The sequence below is a fragment of the Bacillus sp. MUM 13 genome (assembly GCF_001866725.1).
GTDB lineage: Bacteria > Bacillota > Bacilli > Bacillales > DSM-1321 > Peribacillus.
Genome location: NZ_MLYQ01000081.1, coordinates 1 through 14,960, shown reverse-complemented (window position 1 = coordinate 14,960; position 14,960 = coordinate 1). Strand labels below are relative to the sequence as shown.

Here is a 14,960-nt window from a genome sequence, read left to right as displayed (position 1 = left end):
ATCACGGCTTTTAGGTTTGTCATATTTCAAGCCGGGTGCGTTCCATTCCCTCAGTGCTGCTTGTTTGGAAGTTTTTTAGTAGGTTTTCCTTTTCCCTGGCGTTTGCGGTTCGCCTCATCCTTTTCCTGTTTGTCATGAAGCTTCTCAACGAATTCTCCAGTATTATCCACCATGTTATCCCTCCATCTTCTATCCGATTTGTTTATAAATTCACCCATCGGCCCGCAGAACATGCAAGCCTATTTCATAGGATGCTTCCAGGCGATTCCTTGTATTACATATAAAAATGAAAAAAAATAATTGAATAACGTAACAGTGTTATGTTACATTAAAAATACCAAAAAGGGAGTGTCGTCAAATATGAATGAAGACTTGATATCCAAAAAGGAATTGCTGGAAATTAGCGGCATTTCATATGGACAGCTGTATAGATGGAAGAGAAAAGACCTGATACCAGAGGACTGGTTCATAAGAAAATCAACCTTTACCGGGCAGGAAACCTTTTTTCCAAAGTCACGTATCCTTGAACGCATTGAAAGAATCCAAACAATGAAAGAAAGTTTATCACTAGATGAATTAGCAGATATGTTTGCACCGGGAAGCGGAAAGCTACTGAATAAGGAAGAAATAATAAGGAGGGGAGTGGCCTCTGAATATACGGTCCAGTTTTATTTAGAGCATACCGGATTTAAGGATAACTCCTTTCAATTTGACAGCATGCTTGTTATATATATCCTTGAAAAACTGCTTAAATCAGGGGATATAAGCCTTGATGAAGGAAAAATGGTGCTTCATCTTCTGCATGATAAGTATGAGTCATCGGGAAAAAATAAGGAATTGTCTTTACTGGTCATCAGGAAGTTTGGTATATCATCTTGTTTGCTCGTTTCAAACTCTGAGGATATTTATTTCGAAAAAGATACAAAAATCATTTCGGCGATTGATTTTTCCAAATGCTCTGAGGAGCTCAAAATTAAATGGGTATGACGGAGGGGATTAAGGTGGAGCTTGCAGAAAAAGGGGTTCTTGAAATAAACGGGTATGGTTCCTCAAATGGAGGCGTGTTTAGAAGCGTTCGTGTAAATGGAAGAGGCACTGTGAATGGAGATGTCGATTGCGGATATCTGGAGTGCAATGGCTCGGGAACCTTCAAGGGTAACATTGTTTCAAAGAAAACGCGTATAAGCGGTCATAGCACGATGGACGGAGAAATTTCAGGGAATGAGCTGAAGGCAGAAGGAAATGCGAAAATAAAAAAGAATGTACAAGTAGAGATTCTGAAGGTTTCAGGCAATGGAACATTCGGCGCCAATGTCAGGGCGGACAGTATCATGATTGAAGGGAGGGCATTCATAGCAGGGAACTGTGATGCAGAAGATTTCCTTGTTCAGGGCAATGTGAAAATCCAGGGCCAATTAAATGCTGAGAAGATTGCTATCGAGCCATTTGGGCATTGCCAAATTGCTGAAATTGGCGGCCAAAGCATTTCTGTCAAATACCATCATCATTTTTTCCTTCAATGGTTAAAACCTTTTTTTGATCATATTTTGACTGCGGATATTATAGAAGGTGATGACATTGCACTTGAAAGCACGAAAGCCAAGATTGTCCGCGGCAGAAATGTGAAGATCGGAAAAGGCTGTGAAATAGGCCTTGTTGAATATTCGGGTGTTTTTGAACAGGAAGAAGCTTCGCAAGTGAAAGAGTCCCGAAAAGTATAAAAAAGGAGACAGGATGATGGAGACAGGAATAAGCAATTTAACCATTAATGGATCTGGTTCTTATGGGGGCGGATTATACCGCAAAGTGAAGGTGAACGGAGAGGCTTCCGTTACAGATCATCTCGAGTGCCAGGCTTTCAAAATCATGGGCAGGAGTAAAGTTGAAGGAAATACAAAGGCAGAAACTCTGTCTGTATATGGGGAAGCTGAATTGAATGGGGACTTAAAAGCCGAAAAGGTGAAAATTTACGGTTCTTGCCAGATTCAGGGAGATGCAGTGATCAAAGAAAGTAAAGTGAGGGGTTCACTGGATATTAATGGGTCTTATCAGGGGGAACAGATTGAAGTAAAAGGAGGGTTTACTGTCAGAGGAGATGTTGAAGCGGAAGTATTCAACTCGCAGGGCCAATTCCAAATAGATGGATTGCTCAATGCTGAAGAAGTTAATGTGTCATTAAGATATGATCACAGCTTTGCAGGGGAAATTGGAGGGGAGAGGATCAGCATACGTGCCAAAGGAGGTCTTGGCGAAATGTTACAGCTGAAAAAATCCATGCTGCAGATGAAGGCTTCCATTATTGAAGGAGATGAAATTTACCTTGAATACACGGCAGCCGAAGTCGTCCGCGGCAGAAATATTGAAATTGGGCCAGGCTGTGAGATTAATATTATCGAGCATCAAGGAATATATAAGAAGTCTAAAGATTCTATTGTTCATGAAGAACGGAAAAGCTAAAGGAGGATCACATGGAACAAACTAACGCTAAATTAAAGCTGATAGTGACGGGCTTGCTGCTGGCCATTCTAATGGCTTCAATGGATAATACTATCGTCGTTACGGCTATGGGGACCATTGTCGGCGACTTGAAGGGGCTGGACAGCTTCGTATGGGTCATTTCTGCATATATGGTGGCTGAAATGGCAGGAATGCCGATTTTCGGTAAATTGTCAGATATGTATGGCAGGAAAATCTTCTTCCTGATGGGGATGATTTTGTTCCTTGCCGGCTCTGCGTTATGCGGAATCGCAACAGATATTACGCAGCTGAGTATTTTCAGGGCTATACAGGGAGTCGGGGGAGGTGCGTTGATTCCTATAGCATTTACGATTGTTTTTGATATATTTCCGCCAGAAAAACGCGGCAAGATGGGCGGGATGTTTGGTGCGGTTTTCGGGCTTTCCAGTATATTCGGTCCTCTCCTTGGGGCCTACATTACAGACAATCTCAGCTGGCATTGGGTTTTTTATATTAATCTTCCGCTTGGCATACTTGGATTTATTTTAATTGCTTTGTTTTATAAAGAATCAAGCATCCATAGCAAGCAAAAAATCGACTGGCTCGGGGCCATTGCACTGGTTGGCGCGGTTGTCTGCCTTATGTTCGCGTTAGAGCTTGGCGGCAAAAAATATGAATGGAATTCCAATGAAATCATAAGTTTATTTTCAGGATTTATTTTATTGATCGTTGCTTTTATTTTTATTGAAAGAAACGCGGCCGAACCGATTATTTCGTTTAAAATGTTTAAAAATCGTTTATATGCAGGGAGTACAATGGTTGGGATGTTTTACGGAGCTGCCTTCATGGGTGCTACTACCTATATCCCGATTTTCATTCAGGGTGTGCACGGGGGGTCTGCAACAAATTCCGGACTTCTGCTACTGCCGATGATGCTCAGTTCAACGGTAACTGCACAAGTTGGGGGGATTTTGGCTTCCCGGATGAGCTACCGGAATGTGATGTTCATTTCTTCTGTCATTACAATAGCAGGCATCATCCTGCTTGGCACTCTGACCCCGGATACCAGCAGGTTTGTGATCACTTTATATATGATTGTGGTTGGGCTTGGAGTCGGTTTTTCATTCTCTGTGCTCGGAATGTCAGCCATCCATGGCTTTGGAATGGAGCAGCGCGGCCAGGCTTCTTCAACAAGCAACTTCCTCCGTTCGCTTGGCATGACAGTTGGTGTCACCGTATACGGAACGATCCAGAACAATGACTTCAAGGACCTTTTAAAGGAGGGATTTAAGAAGCTTGGGGCAGGTGCAGGGAATGCTGCGGATCCCGGATTCAAATCCGCTGACCCGAATGGGCTATTGTCAGAACATGCACGCAGCATGATGCCGCCGCAGGTTCTGCATAATATTATCGATGCCCTGTCAAGCTCGATTGTCCATACCTTCCTCTGGGCGCTTGTGCCAGCTGGAATGGCCTTTCTGTTCATTTTCATAATGGGGAATGAGCGCCTGGTTATAAACAGGCAGCAAGGTGCTAAGGGAGATAAAAAAACAGCTCTGAAACCGGCCTCTGACAAAGGCTTATAATGGAGGGGAACAAGGTACAGTACTTTTTATAGCTACTGTGCCTTTCCTTTTCTCACGAAGTTTTGCTTCTGTGTTTTAACAGGCATGAAATGTGGAATTAATTTACTCTAAGGCATCTTAAAGATGGAGGGGTATTTTTGAAAGATATAGAATACAGGAATGAAGCAGGGCATTTAAGCGCTGATGAATTGGATAAATACTTTTATTATGATGGAACTGATCTGGGATGCAGGTATGATGCTGATAAGACACAATTCCGGGTATGGGCCCCGGCGGCATCTGAGGCACTGCTTGTGACATATGGAATCGGGGATGATTCTGATAAAAAAGAAATCCCGATGGCCCGTTCAGAAAAAGGAACATGGACAGCAGAATTGGCCGGTAACCAGGACGGCCTTCTATATACGTATAAAGTCAAGGTGGAAGGAAAGTGGAATGAAGCGGTTGATCCGTATGCCCGTGCCCTCACAGCTAATGGGACCAGGGGGGCAGTTGTTGACCTGGAAAGCACCAATCCGGAAAATTGGAATGATAAAAAACCGCTGCTCGCTGGACCGGAAGATGCGATTATCTACGAAATGCATATACGCGATTTATCCATCCATCCACTTAGCGGCATAAAGCATAAGGGGAAATTCCTTGGAGCTGCTGAATCTGGGACCAGGGGGCCAGATGGCGTGAATACCGGCCTCAGCCATATTCTCGATTTAGGCGTGACCCATGTCCAGATCCTGCCCTTTTTCGATTACGCGACGGTGGATGAAACCGAATTGCAGAATCCTTCCTATAACTGGGGATATGACCCTGAAAATTATAATGCACCTGAAGGCTCTTATGCTACTGACCCGTTTGCTCCGAAAACCAGGATACGCGAGCTGAAAACAATGATTGGAACCCTGCACGAGAAGGGGCTGAGGGTCATTATGGATGTGGTTTATAACCATGTCTATTCTGCCGCTGAGTCCCACTTCAGCAGGCTGGTGCCAGGCTACTATTTCCGGACAGGTGAAGACGGGACCCTTTCAAATGGTACGGGTGTCGGAAATGATACTGCTTCTGAGCGGAAAATGATGCGTAAGTTTATTGTGGATTCTGTTGTATATTGGGCCAGGGAATACCATCTCGACGGGTTTCGATTTGACTTAATGGGCATCCATGATGTCGAAACAATGAATGAGGTGCGCAGCGCTCTTAGCCGGATTGATCCGTCCATCATCATTCTGGGTGAGGGATGGGATCTCGATACCCCGCTGCCCCCTGACAAAAAGGCAAACCAGAAAAATGCGGCGTCCATGCCCGGGATTGCCCATTTTAATGATCATATCCGGGATGCTATAAAAGGAAGCGCATTAGAAGATAGTGACCAGGGATTTATCAACGGCAAAAAACACCTGGAGGAAGAGATAAAAAAAGGAATTGCAGGAGGATTTGGCTATGACTCCTCGCTCGCTTCCTTTCAGTCTCCGCAGCAGGTGGTTGTGTATGCAGAAGCCCACGACAATCATACCTTATGGGATAAGCTTGAGATTGTAAGTCCAGGGGCCTCTTTGGAAGACAGGAAAAAAATGCATAAGCTCGCTTCTTCCATCGTCCTCACTGCACAGGGCATTCCGCTTATTCATGCAGGCCAGGAATTCATGCGGACAAAAGGCGGGGAGCATGACAGCTATAAGTCACCAGATTCCGTGAATGAGCTGGATTGGAATCGGCGTGCTGCGTTTAATGAAGAAGTAGAATATATGAAAGGGCTAATTGAAATAAGGAAGACTTATCCTGCATTCCGGATGAGCTCTTATCAGGAAATTCAAGAACAGCTTACCTTTATGGATGCCCCAGCCCAGGCTGTTGCTTTTATGATTCAAAGTGAACAAGAGAAGTTCATCGTCATTCATAACGCCAACCAGTATGAAGTGAGTATTGAATTGCCCGGAAATGACAGATGGGCTGTTTTATCTGATGGAAGTAAGTCCGGAACTGTTCCTCTTTCAATGATTACGGGGAAAACAGCATCTGTTCCGGCCATTTGTTCATACGTACTAAAAGCTGAGGAAGCTCCTTTATAAAGCAAGGCGTTTTCGTAATCTTTGCTGCTATGACAATGGGAACGCCTGAAAAGAGCCTAAAACAAAAAGCTAACCCCCGGGTTAGCTTTTTGTTTGCATAGATACTGTCAGGAGTTTGATCAATGTGCAGCTTTTTGTTCAAAAAGCCTGGCAATTTCAACTATCACGCCGACAGCTTTCACCATGCTTTCAACAGCGACAAATTCATATTTCCCGTGGAAATTTTCTCCGCCTGCAAAAATATTCGGAGTAGGCAAGCCCATGTAGGAAAGCTGGGAGCCGTCCGTGCCGCCACGGATAGGGGATATTTTAGGTTCGATATCAAGATTCTTCATAGCTTCATAGGCGATATCCACAATTTCCTTAACAGGCTCAATTTTTTCCTTCATATTGTAATATTGATCAGTCAATTCAAGGGTGATGCTTTCCTGTCCATATTTTTCTTTAAGCTCGCTTGTGATTCTTTCAAGATTGGCCTTTTTGTTCTCGAATTCTTGTTTATCAAAATCACGGATAATATAGGAAAGCCTGGTTTGCTCAACGTCACCAGTGATGGACAGCAAATGATAAAACCCGTCGTAGCCTTCCGTATTTTCCGGCGACTGTTCTGCCGGAAGCATACTTTGGAGCTCCATCGCGATTTTAGCGGAGTTGACCATCTTGCCCTTGGCAGATCCGGGGTGGATGTTGTTTCCCTTTACCGTGATTTTAGCACCTGCTGCATTAAAGCTTTCATATTCAAGCTCACCAACAGGCCCTCCGTCCATTGTATATGCATAATCAGCATTAAAAGCAGCCACATCAAACTTATGCGGCCCCCTGCCAATTTCCTCGTCCGGAGTAAAGGCGACACGTATTTTACCATGCTTGATTTCGGGATGCTGAATCAGGTAAGCCATGGCTGTCATAATTTCAGTGACGCCTGCCTTGTCGTCTGCCCCAAGCAGTGTGGTTCCATCTGTCGTGATGAGTGTCTGTCCCTTGTAGTTAGACAGGTTTGGATAGTTTTCAGGTGAAAGAACAATATGTAGATCTTCATTAAGGATAATATCAGAGCCATCATAGTTTTCGATCAGCTTTGGATTGACATTTGTGCCTGAGAAGTCAGTGGCAGTATCCACGTGGGCCAGGAACCCGATGGTTTCAACCTGCTTATCTGTATTGGAGGGAAGGGTCGCCATGACGTACCCATTATCATCGATTGTTACATCATTCATGCCGATTTCCTTAAGCTCTTCTGTAAGCATGTTTAAAAGTGTCAGCTGTCCTGGGGTAGAAGGGCATGTTTCGCTTTCTTCACTGGATTGTGTGTCGACCTGCACATAAGATGTAAACCTTTTGATTATTTCTTCCTTCATATTAATCAACTGCCTTTCTTGAGTAATATCTCTATCTTATCACGCGAGGAATTTCTTCCATAAGGTTAAGTTTCAAATTACTTGCTTTTCTTATCTGTTCCCTGAAAGGAATGCACAAAAAAGAAGCAGCATGCAAGCTGCTTCCTAATGTTAAACGGCAACGGCTGCCGCTGCTTTTTTTCTTTCCCAGGGCTTAGAGAGCCAGCGCTTGAAGGCAAAGCATCCTCGAAGCCATTCATCCATGCCGGTTGCGATCCAGACTCCGAGCAATCCTAAGCCAAGGTGGACGCCAAGCATGTAGCTGAAAACGACGGAGATTCCCCACATGGAGATAACCCCAATAACAACAGGGAAGTTCACATCCCCAGCTGATTTTAATGAATTCATCAGTACAATATTCATTGCCCTGCCTGGTTCAACAAATACGATAGCCCATAAAACAGGAAGTCCTACTGTCATGACATTCACATCATTTGAAAAAAGCTGCAGAACAGGCTTTCCGAACAGGGCTAAAATCAGCGATGCGGCCAAAGAGGCACCCATGGCTATTTTCAATGTCCCTATTCCGCGCTTAAATGCCCGTTCATAATGTTTGCCCCCTATATAGCGTGCAATAAGGAGCTGTGTACCCTGTGCAATTGCGAGGGTAAATAAATAACAGACCATGGAAATATTCAAAATGTATACCCTTGCTGTAAGTGAAGGGGCCCCCATTGTAACAACAAATCCGGTTATGAAAAGCTGTGACAGCTGATAGGACAGGTTTTCACCAGCTGAAGGAATTCCGATTGCCAGAAGATTCTTAATGTCTGCTTTTCTGGCGTGAAAGATATCGGCAATCCCAAGCCTTAATGAAAGCCTGCGGTACACAAGAAATAAGAGGGCTGCAACCGCAAAAGCTCGGGCAGCAAACATAGCCCAGGAAACGCCTGCAACACCGGTCACCGGCAACCCGAAAATCCCCGCTGTCGCCAGCAGGTTTCCGCCTGCACTAATGACATCCATGATAACTGTCACCATCATAGATTCCTTTACATGTCCATGACTTCTAAGGACTGCGCTTAATGCAAGAGAAATAGATTCCAGGAAAAGAGAGATCCCGCAGATGCGGATGAAAGTCAGGCCATAGCCCAGAACTTCCCCTTCTATGCCGAACAGCCGCAAAAAATGCTCTCCGAACAAAAAGACGAAAAAAGCAACGCAGAGGCCTGCCCAGAAGTTCAAGCCGAACACAGATCTGGCAAGATGGCGCGCTTCACTAAATTGCTGAGCCCCGAGTCTTTGCCCAATCAAAATGGTTGCTCCCACGGATGTAACGGTGAACACCAGAATAAAGATATTTAATAACTGATTGGCAACACCGACACCGGCTGCAGCGGAATCAGAATAATGGCTGAGCATAAGGGTGGCAACCATACCCATGCCCATATGAAGGGCTAATTCTATTAAAATTGGCCAAGTAATATTGAAAAGAGTCTGATCTTGAAAGTTATTGCTTTTGTAGCCCAAAATGATTCTCCTTTATGTATTTCGAGTAGGGAAATAAAAAACACAACCTCCATTCTACTCAAAATATGGGCAATGTAAAGGGAATAGGAAAAAATGTCATAAAAAAATATTGCTTTCTTTACGAAAGGCTGTTTTCGTAAACTCTGCTCCTGTCTAAACAAGTGGCTGATTTCCTCTCCAGGACGCTCCACTTTCCGCGGGGCGTGCGCTGAGTCTCCTCAACATGCGTCTGCGGGGTCTCAGCTGTCACGCAGATCCAGCAGGAGTCTCCGCACCTTTCGGCTCCAATCAGCTTGCTTTAACAATAGGTTTGCCTCGAAAATTTATGAAATAACAACAATCTATAAGCTAAAAAACTGGCAGTGTATTCGTTTTTACTGTCGCTATATTTTTCAGCAGCCAGGATTGATCTTCTTCCTTTGAAATGTTTTCAACCATCTGGATAGCTAAATCTGTGTATCTCACCATGTTTTCCTGATTTTCCGCCACTGTGAACGCTCTTGCCATTGCTTCATAAGCAAATCCGGTGTCAAAAGCACCTAGTTCATTCTCCCTGCACAGCTGAAGCGACCTCTCGGCATGATGAAGCGCGGGCTCGTGCCGTTTGAGAAGGGCATATACTCTGGAAATCTGCCATTCACCCCGTGCAAAATGAAGCGGATCCCCGGCAATTCCCCAATGGTAGCGGGAGGCATTTGCTGCATAAAGCATCAGTTCTTCGTCTTCTGCTGTCCGGTCTTGCTTCTCTATTAAATCCCATGTTTGATTAAAAAGCTGGATGGCCAGCTGTTTATGTGTATCAATATCAATGCTTTTACTTCTGGTGCTCAAGTTTTCACGCCCTTTTTTTTGATAAGCTCTTTTCTTAAGGATTGTTGATTTTTAATGAGTTGTATGAGAATCACCGCTGTTAAATCAGCTGCCCTGTTCCGAAGCAGCAATGTTAACGAAAACAGCCTTTTGATGAGATCCCGAGTTATATTGTAAAAACAAAAAAATTAAAACGTCAATAATTCAATGCCGGAATATATCTCCGCATAAAAATCCCTCCCCGGAAATGCTACCGAGGAGGGATTTTTATTACGCTTTTATAATTATTCTCCGCCTGTTTCCAGTTCAGCCCAAACGGAAACACTTCCTCCGTTTACAGGGAAAACTGCAAACCCGCTGTCTTCTATAGTAATGCTTTCGTCACGTGTACCCGTCAGATCCACCCAGGTCTGTCCTGACCGGTGTTCTCCAACGTTCATCCGCTTTTCTCCTTCATCGCCGTTAGAAATAACCACAGCACATCCGGAATGGGGAATTTCCTCCGTTCCAAACCTTACCCATCCAATGGTATTAGGATGATCAAAATAATCCTCCTGCTCGCCGTATGCCTTATGATATCTCGCAAACAAAAGGGGATTGAGCGCTTCTTTTTTCCCCGGCTGCGGTGCAGGTCCGCCGATTCCATAATAATCTCCATAAAATACACAAGGATATCCATCTTTGCGAAGAAGGATAAGTGAATATGCGATTTGCTTGAACCAATCTTCAATCCATGATTCCAGTGACTCATGGGGCTGTGAATCATGGTTGTCCACAAATGTCACTGCATTGAGCGGATGCGATTGTACCAGCGTATCATCGAAGATTGTCGTCATATCGAAGTCTCTGCCAGACTGTGAAGCCGCATGCAATTTATAATGAAGTGCAACATCAAATAAATCGATTTGATAGTCTGTTTCATCAAGGAAATTCCGGCAGGCATCGAGATCAGGATTCCAAAACTCGCCAAGCAAATAAAAATTCCCATTATTATGCTCCAGCATTTCCTGTGCAAAGCGCCTGATAAACTCATGGTTGATATGCTTTATGGCATCAAGCCTGAACCCATCGCATGACGCATTTTCACAAAGCCACTTTCCCCAAGAAATCATTTCCTCAGTGACTTCAGGGTGATTGTAGTCAATGTTGGCAAACATCAGGTAATCATAGTTTCCAAATTCATCATCGACATTTTCATTCCATTTTTTGTTTTCGCCTAATATCCTGAAAACCCCAGATTTATCTGTTTTAGCATCATAATCGGTACCATTGAAATGCTGGAAATTCCACTTAAAGTCAGAGTATTTCCCTTTGCGGCCGGGAAAAGTGAATTTGGTCCATCCTTCAATTTCGAAAGGCTCTGATATCTCTTCGTTCCGGTTCATGGGATCTACTTCAACGACCTGAAAGGCTTCTGTTTCATCTGCGCCGGCTTTATGGTTCATCACCACATCCACATACACGCAAACACCCTGCTCCCGGCAGGCTGCAACGGCCTCCTGAAGCTCTTCTTTCGTTCCATACTTTGTACGGACGGTTCCTTTTTGATCAAATTCGCCAAGATCATATCCATCATAAATCCCATACCCGGTATCTTCAGCAGATTGTCCCTTTGTTACCGGCGGAATCCATACTGAATCAATCCCGATATCCTTTAGTTGAGAAGCAGAATCTCTCAGTACGTTCCAATGCGAACCATCGGGCTTAATATGCCACTCGAAAAATTGCATGATGGTATGATTCCTTTCCACTAAACATTACCCCCTGCTCCTGATTTCTTTATCATCTGTCGTCATCTAATGAATGAATTCAATTTACCCAATAGTCTAAGAATGTAAACAACTATCCTTTACCCTGAAAACTGACTGTCATGACTGGTGAATCTTAAGAAACTCTTAAGATTTATACTAAATAATTGTTAAGAAATTTTGCTTAAAATGTAAATAACTTCAAGGGTGATTCTGTTATATTTGAGAAAGGAGTGTGAGGTTAGATGAATCAGGATTTTACCGTGGTGATTGCAGATGATGAAAGGGAAATTCGCGATGCCATTGAAATATACCTATCTTATGAAGGCATCAAGGCGGTACAGGCCGCAAACGGATCCGAAGTTCTGGAGATCCTGGAGAAGCAGAGCGTCCATCTGATCATTCTTGATATTATGATGCCTAAGATGGATGGAATAGCGGCAACCTTTAAAATTCGCGAGCAAAGAAACATCCCGATCATATTATTAAGCGCAAAAAGTGAAGATACAGACAAAATTCTTGGCCTTCAGGTAGGGGCGGATGATTATGTAACAAAGCCGTTTAATCCGCTGGAATTGATAGCCCGGGTAAAATCCCAGCTCAGGAGATATGTGCTGCTTGGTACATATGAAGGTGCATCAAGAGTCATCGATCTTCATGGTTTGACGTTAAATCAGGAAGAAAAAGAAGTGGCTGTAAATGGTGAGGCGGTGAAATTGACACCGATTGAATATAAAATCGTCGAGCTATTGATGGTCCATGCAGGGCGTGTATTCTCAATTCACGATATCTATGAACGTGTCTGGAAGGAACCTGGATATAATGCAGAAAACACCGTAGCTGTTCATATCCGCAAAATCAGGGAAAAGATCGAAATTGATCCGAAGAATCCAAGATATTTAAAGGTGGTATGGGGAATTGGATACAAAATGGAAAAATAGGACGCTGGTCATCACTTGGCTATTGCTGCTCGCACTAGGCATTAATGGAATTGTATCCGCATTTGCGTACGGAAGCAAATACATAGGAAAAAGCTACTTTCAATCAATTGACTTCTCAAGCGAGTACGAGCAATTCACATCTCTTCTGGCTGCTTTTGAAATAACGGAACATGATAAAGATGCTCTGATTAGAGAAATTAAGGTAACCCCGGATGAAATTCAAGAGCACCGGTATAGATATGGGAGCCTTACACAGCAGATCACGAATATAAAAAATCAATATGAGTCAAAGATTGCGGATGCAAAGGCTAATAAAGAAGCCGCAAATTTATATACAGCAGAACGAAACCGGAAAATCGATGATATCACCCGTAATTTTAAAAGTGACAAGTATGTGGAAAATAAAATCATTGAACAAAAAAAACAGACGATTATTGATTATTTCAGAAAGCTGGGAGATTACCGGTCAGACTATAACCAAAGTAAAGCAGTATTCAGCTACTATTTGAAGGATATGGCAACAGGCAAGACGTACACCAACCTCAATATCAGCAGTGATGATAAGCCTGAAAGCTACTTTAGCAGGAAAGACATGCTTTTTGTAAAGAGCTATCCGTCATCAGCCGGCGGGCAGTATTTCCCTGTGGAAAAAGGCTATTTCGATGAACCGGATAGTATAACTGAGCTGCCTAAACATTATTTAAAAGGGAAAATCGGGATTGTTAAAACTGCTCCTGAGGATACTGCTGTTATGGCAAACTATCAATCTTATAAGAAAACCCAAAGATGGTACACAGCCCTTCTTGCAGGGGGAATGGCATCACTTTTGATTTGTTTGTTTTTATATAAAAAAACAGGAGTAATGAACGGATTTTCCTTTAAAAGTCCAGAAGTTTATTATAATCGTATTCCTATTGATGTCAGACTGCTTTTGTTAGCTCTGTCAGGCTTCTGCACTTTTATGTATTTTTTGGAGGAGAGCATATATATTTATGAACCGGATGATTCCCTTTCCATTGTAAAGAGAGTGCTGATCCAAACACTGATTTCTGCTATCCCGTTATCAATATTGCTGCTGCAGGCAGTTTTTTGGAAGAGAAGGGACAGCAAAATCAGCATGGAGCAGGAATATCAGCAATCGCTGATTTATAAGGTTTTTACGAATACGGCCAACACTTTCCTTTATCGAAACACAGGAATCCAATTATTTATCATGCTTGCCATTGTCTTTTTTGCCGGAGCGGGATTTGCAGGTGTGATAGCGGTCAATCATTTAATTGTCATATATATACCGCTTCTGCTGCTGGTTGCTTTTCCGGCGTTATTCTTCCTTATAAAAAAAGTGAGCTATCTAAACATTATAGCTCAGCATGCAGGCAGGGTTGCTGACGGGTTCAATGAACCGGATTTAGCCGTAAAAGGAAGTTCGGTACTCGGACAGCTTGCTGCACATATTAATACGTTTAAGCATGGAGTTAAAGCCTCCAGAAAAGAGCAAGCGAAAAGCGAGAGGCTTAAAACGGAACTGATTACAAATGTGAGCCATGACCTCCGTACACCGCTGACTTCGATCATAACGTACGCTGAGCTGCTGAAGAAAGAGGAAACCACAAGGGAAAAAAGAGGAGAGTACATTGAAATCATTGATAGAAAGTCCAAAAGGCTTAAATTACTGATTGATGATTTATTTGAAGCTTCTAAAATGGCGAGCGGTTCCATTGAGCTTGTTAAGGAAAAGGCAGACATCGTCCAGCTCCTGCAGCAGTCCCTGGCAGAATATGACGAAGCGATTCAGAAATCATCATTAACCGTTCGGGTAACCTGTCCAGAAAAACCAGTTTATGCTTTAGTGGATGGACAAAAGCTATGGAGGGTTTTTGATAATCTGATAGGCAATATCATGAAATATTCACTGGAAAATACGAGAGTCTACATTTCCCTTAATGAAACTAACGGCCATGCAGTTATTGTCTTTAAAAATGTCACTAAATACGAGCTCGGTGATAATGTCGATGAAATGTTTGAACGATTCAAGCGCGGAGACACCTCGCGCCATACAGAAGGATCCGGCCTTGGCCTCGCTATTGCAAAGTCCATCATGGATTTGCATGACGGCAGCATGGATATTGAAGTGGACGGGGATTTGTTTAAGGTTTCCATCATAATTGAGTCCATTTAAATATGATGTGTTTTTCATGAATTATTTTTTATTGCCATACACTGGTGCTAAAGGATGCTTAGAAAAAAGAGCTTTAACGGGTTATCAAATCTTATGAGTGATTGTCTGGAAGAATAGGAGGGCGAAAATTGAGGCAAATAACTAAAGGCATCTCCTTGAGGATGAGAAAAAAATGAATGTATTTATTTTGAGGGTCTAAAGTTTGTTGTTTTTTAATAGTTCTGCGAGGCAATCATATTGTTAAATCAGGTTGATTGGAGCGTAAGGTGCGAGACTCCTGCGGGATTAGCGGGAAGGTGAGACCCCGCA

At 43.1% G+C, this 14,960-nt stretch carries 11 protein-coding genes and 1 pseudogene; 7 read left to right on the top strand and 5 right to left on the bottom strand.

The window, feature by feature from the left end:
- Nucleotides 1–50: 50 nt before the first annotated feature.
- Nucleotides 51–173 carry a DUF4023 domain-containing protein gene (locus BIV59_RS17235; protein ID WP_481747447.1) on the bottom strand — a complete coding sequence of 41 codons (123 nt, stop codon included), beginning with the start codon at nt 171–173 and terminating at the stop codon, nt 51–53.
- A gap of 187 nt (nt 174–360) precedes the next feature.
- On the opposite strand from BIV59_RS17235, the gene BIV59_RS17230 reads away from it, so the two are divergent.
- From BIV59_RS17230 to pulA, 5 genes and pseudogenes are all read left to right on the top strand, one after another.
- Nucleotides 361–987, top strand: coding sequence for a YhbD family protein (locus tag BIV59_RS17230; RefSeq protein ID WP_071352692.1), 627 nt, complete (start codon nt 361–363; stop codon nt 985–987).
- Nucleotides 978–1,721 carry a polymer-forming cytoskeletal protein gene (locus tag BIV59_RS17225; RefSeq protein WP_240501937.1) on the top strand — a complete coding sequence of 248 codons (744 nt, stop codon included), beginning with the start codon at nt 978–980 and terminating at the stop codon, nt 1,719–1,721. Before BIV59_RS17230 ends, BIV59_RS17225 begins: the two co-directional genes overlap by 10 nt.
- A 16-nt stretch (nt 1,722–1,737) precedes the next feature.
- A complete protein-coding gene (locus BIV59_RS17220; RefSeq protein WP_071352691.1) occupies nt 1,738–2,457 on the top strand; it encodes a polymer-forming cytoskeletal protein in 720 nt (239 codons plus the stop codon).
- Between the two features lie 11 nt (nt 2,458–2,468).
- Entirely contained in the window at nt 2,469–4,043 is a 1,575-nt protein-coding gene (locus BIV59_RS17215; RefSeq protein ID WP_071352690.1) for an MDR family MFS transporter, read from the top strand.
- Between the two features lie 173 nt (nt 4,044–4,216).
- Nucleotides 4,217–6,106 (top strand): annotated as a pseudogene (gene pulA / locus BIV59_RS17210) (type I pullulanase); the annotation flags it as partial.
- A gap of 119 nt (nt 6,107–6,225) precedes the next feature.
- On the opposite strand, the gene pepT reads toward pulA, so the two are convergent.
- The 4 genes from pepT to BIV59_RS17190 form a co-directional block, all read right to left on the bottom strand.
- A complete protein-coding gene (gene pepT, locus BIV59_RS17205; protein WP_071352688.1) occupies nt 6,226–7,464 on the bottom strand; it encodes a peptidase T in 1,239 nt (412 codons plus the stop codon).
- A 150-nt stretch (nt 7,465–7,614) separates the two neighbouring features.
- Nucleotides 7,615–8,973, bottom strand: coding sequence for an MATE family efflux transporter (locus BIV59_RS17200; protein WP_071352687.1), 1,359 nt, complete (start codon nt 8,971–8,973; stop codon nt 7,615–7,617).
- A 348-nt stretch (nt 8,974–9,321) separates the two neighbouring features.
- Nucleotides 9,322–9,804, bottom strand: coding sequence for a hypothetical protein (locus BIV59_RS17195; protein ID WP_071352686.1), 483 nt, complete (start codon nt 9,802–9,804; stop codon nt 9,322–9,324).
- Between the two features lie 263 nt (nt 9,805–10,067).
- A complete protein-coding gene (locus BIV59_RS17190) occupies nt 10,068–11,534 on the bottom strand; it encodes an alpha-amylase (protein WP_071352685.1) in 1,467 nt (488 codons plus the stop codon).
- Between the two features lie 242 nt (nt 11,535–11,776).
- Between BIV59_RS17190 and BIV59_RS17185 the strand changes: the two genes are divergently transcribed.
- Together BIV59_RS17185 and BIV59_RS17180 are read left to right on the top strand one after the other, a co-directional pair.
- On the top strand, nt 11,777–12,472 hold the full coding sequence (locus BIV59_RS17185) for a response regulator transcription factor (RefSeq protein WP_071352684.1): 696 nt from the start codon (nt 11,777–11,779) through the stop codon (nt 12,470–12,472).
- A complete protein-coding gene (locus BIV59_RS17180) occupies nt 12,450–14,651 on the top strand; it encodes a sensor histidine kinase (protein WP_071352683.1) in 2,202 nt (733 codons plus the stop codon). Before BIV59_RS17185 ends, BIV59_RS17180 begins: the two co-directional genes overlap by 23 nt.
- Nucleotides 14,652–14,960 lie beyond the last annotated feature (309 nt).

What these genes read in the sequence shown, in the direction of transcription:
- BIV59_RS17235 (WP_481747447.1), bottom strand. Translation starts at nt 173, where the DNA reads ATGGTGGATAATACTGGAGAATTCGTTGAGAAGCTTCATGACAAACAG.
- BIV59_RS17230 (WP_071352692.1), top strand. Translation starts at nt 361, where the DNA reads ATGAATGAAGACTTGATATCCAAAAAGGAATTGCTGGAAATTAGCGGC.
- BIV59_RS17225 (WP_240501937.1), top strand. Translation starts at nt 978, where the DNA reads ATGGGTATGACGGAGGGGATTAAGGTGGAGCTTGCAGAAAAAGGGGTT.
- BIV59_RS17220 (WP_071352691.1), top strand. Translation starts at nt 1,738, where the DNA reads ATGGAGACAGGAATAAGCAATTTAACCATTAATGGATCTGGTTCTTAT.
- BIV59_RS17215 (WP_071352690.1), top strand. Translation starts at nt 2,469, where the DNA reads ATGGAACAAACTAACGCTAAATTAAAGCTGATAGTGACGGGCTTGCTG.
- pepT (WP_071352688.1), bottom strand. Translation starts at nt 7,464, where the DNA reads ATGAAGGAAGAAATAATCAAAAGGTTTACATCTTATGTGCAGGTCGAC.
- BIV59_RS17185 (WP_071352684.1), top strand. Translation starts at nt 11,777, where the DNA reads ATGAATCAGGATTTTACCGTGGTGATTGCAGATGATGAAAGGGAAATT.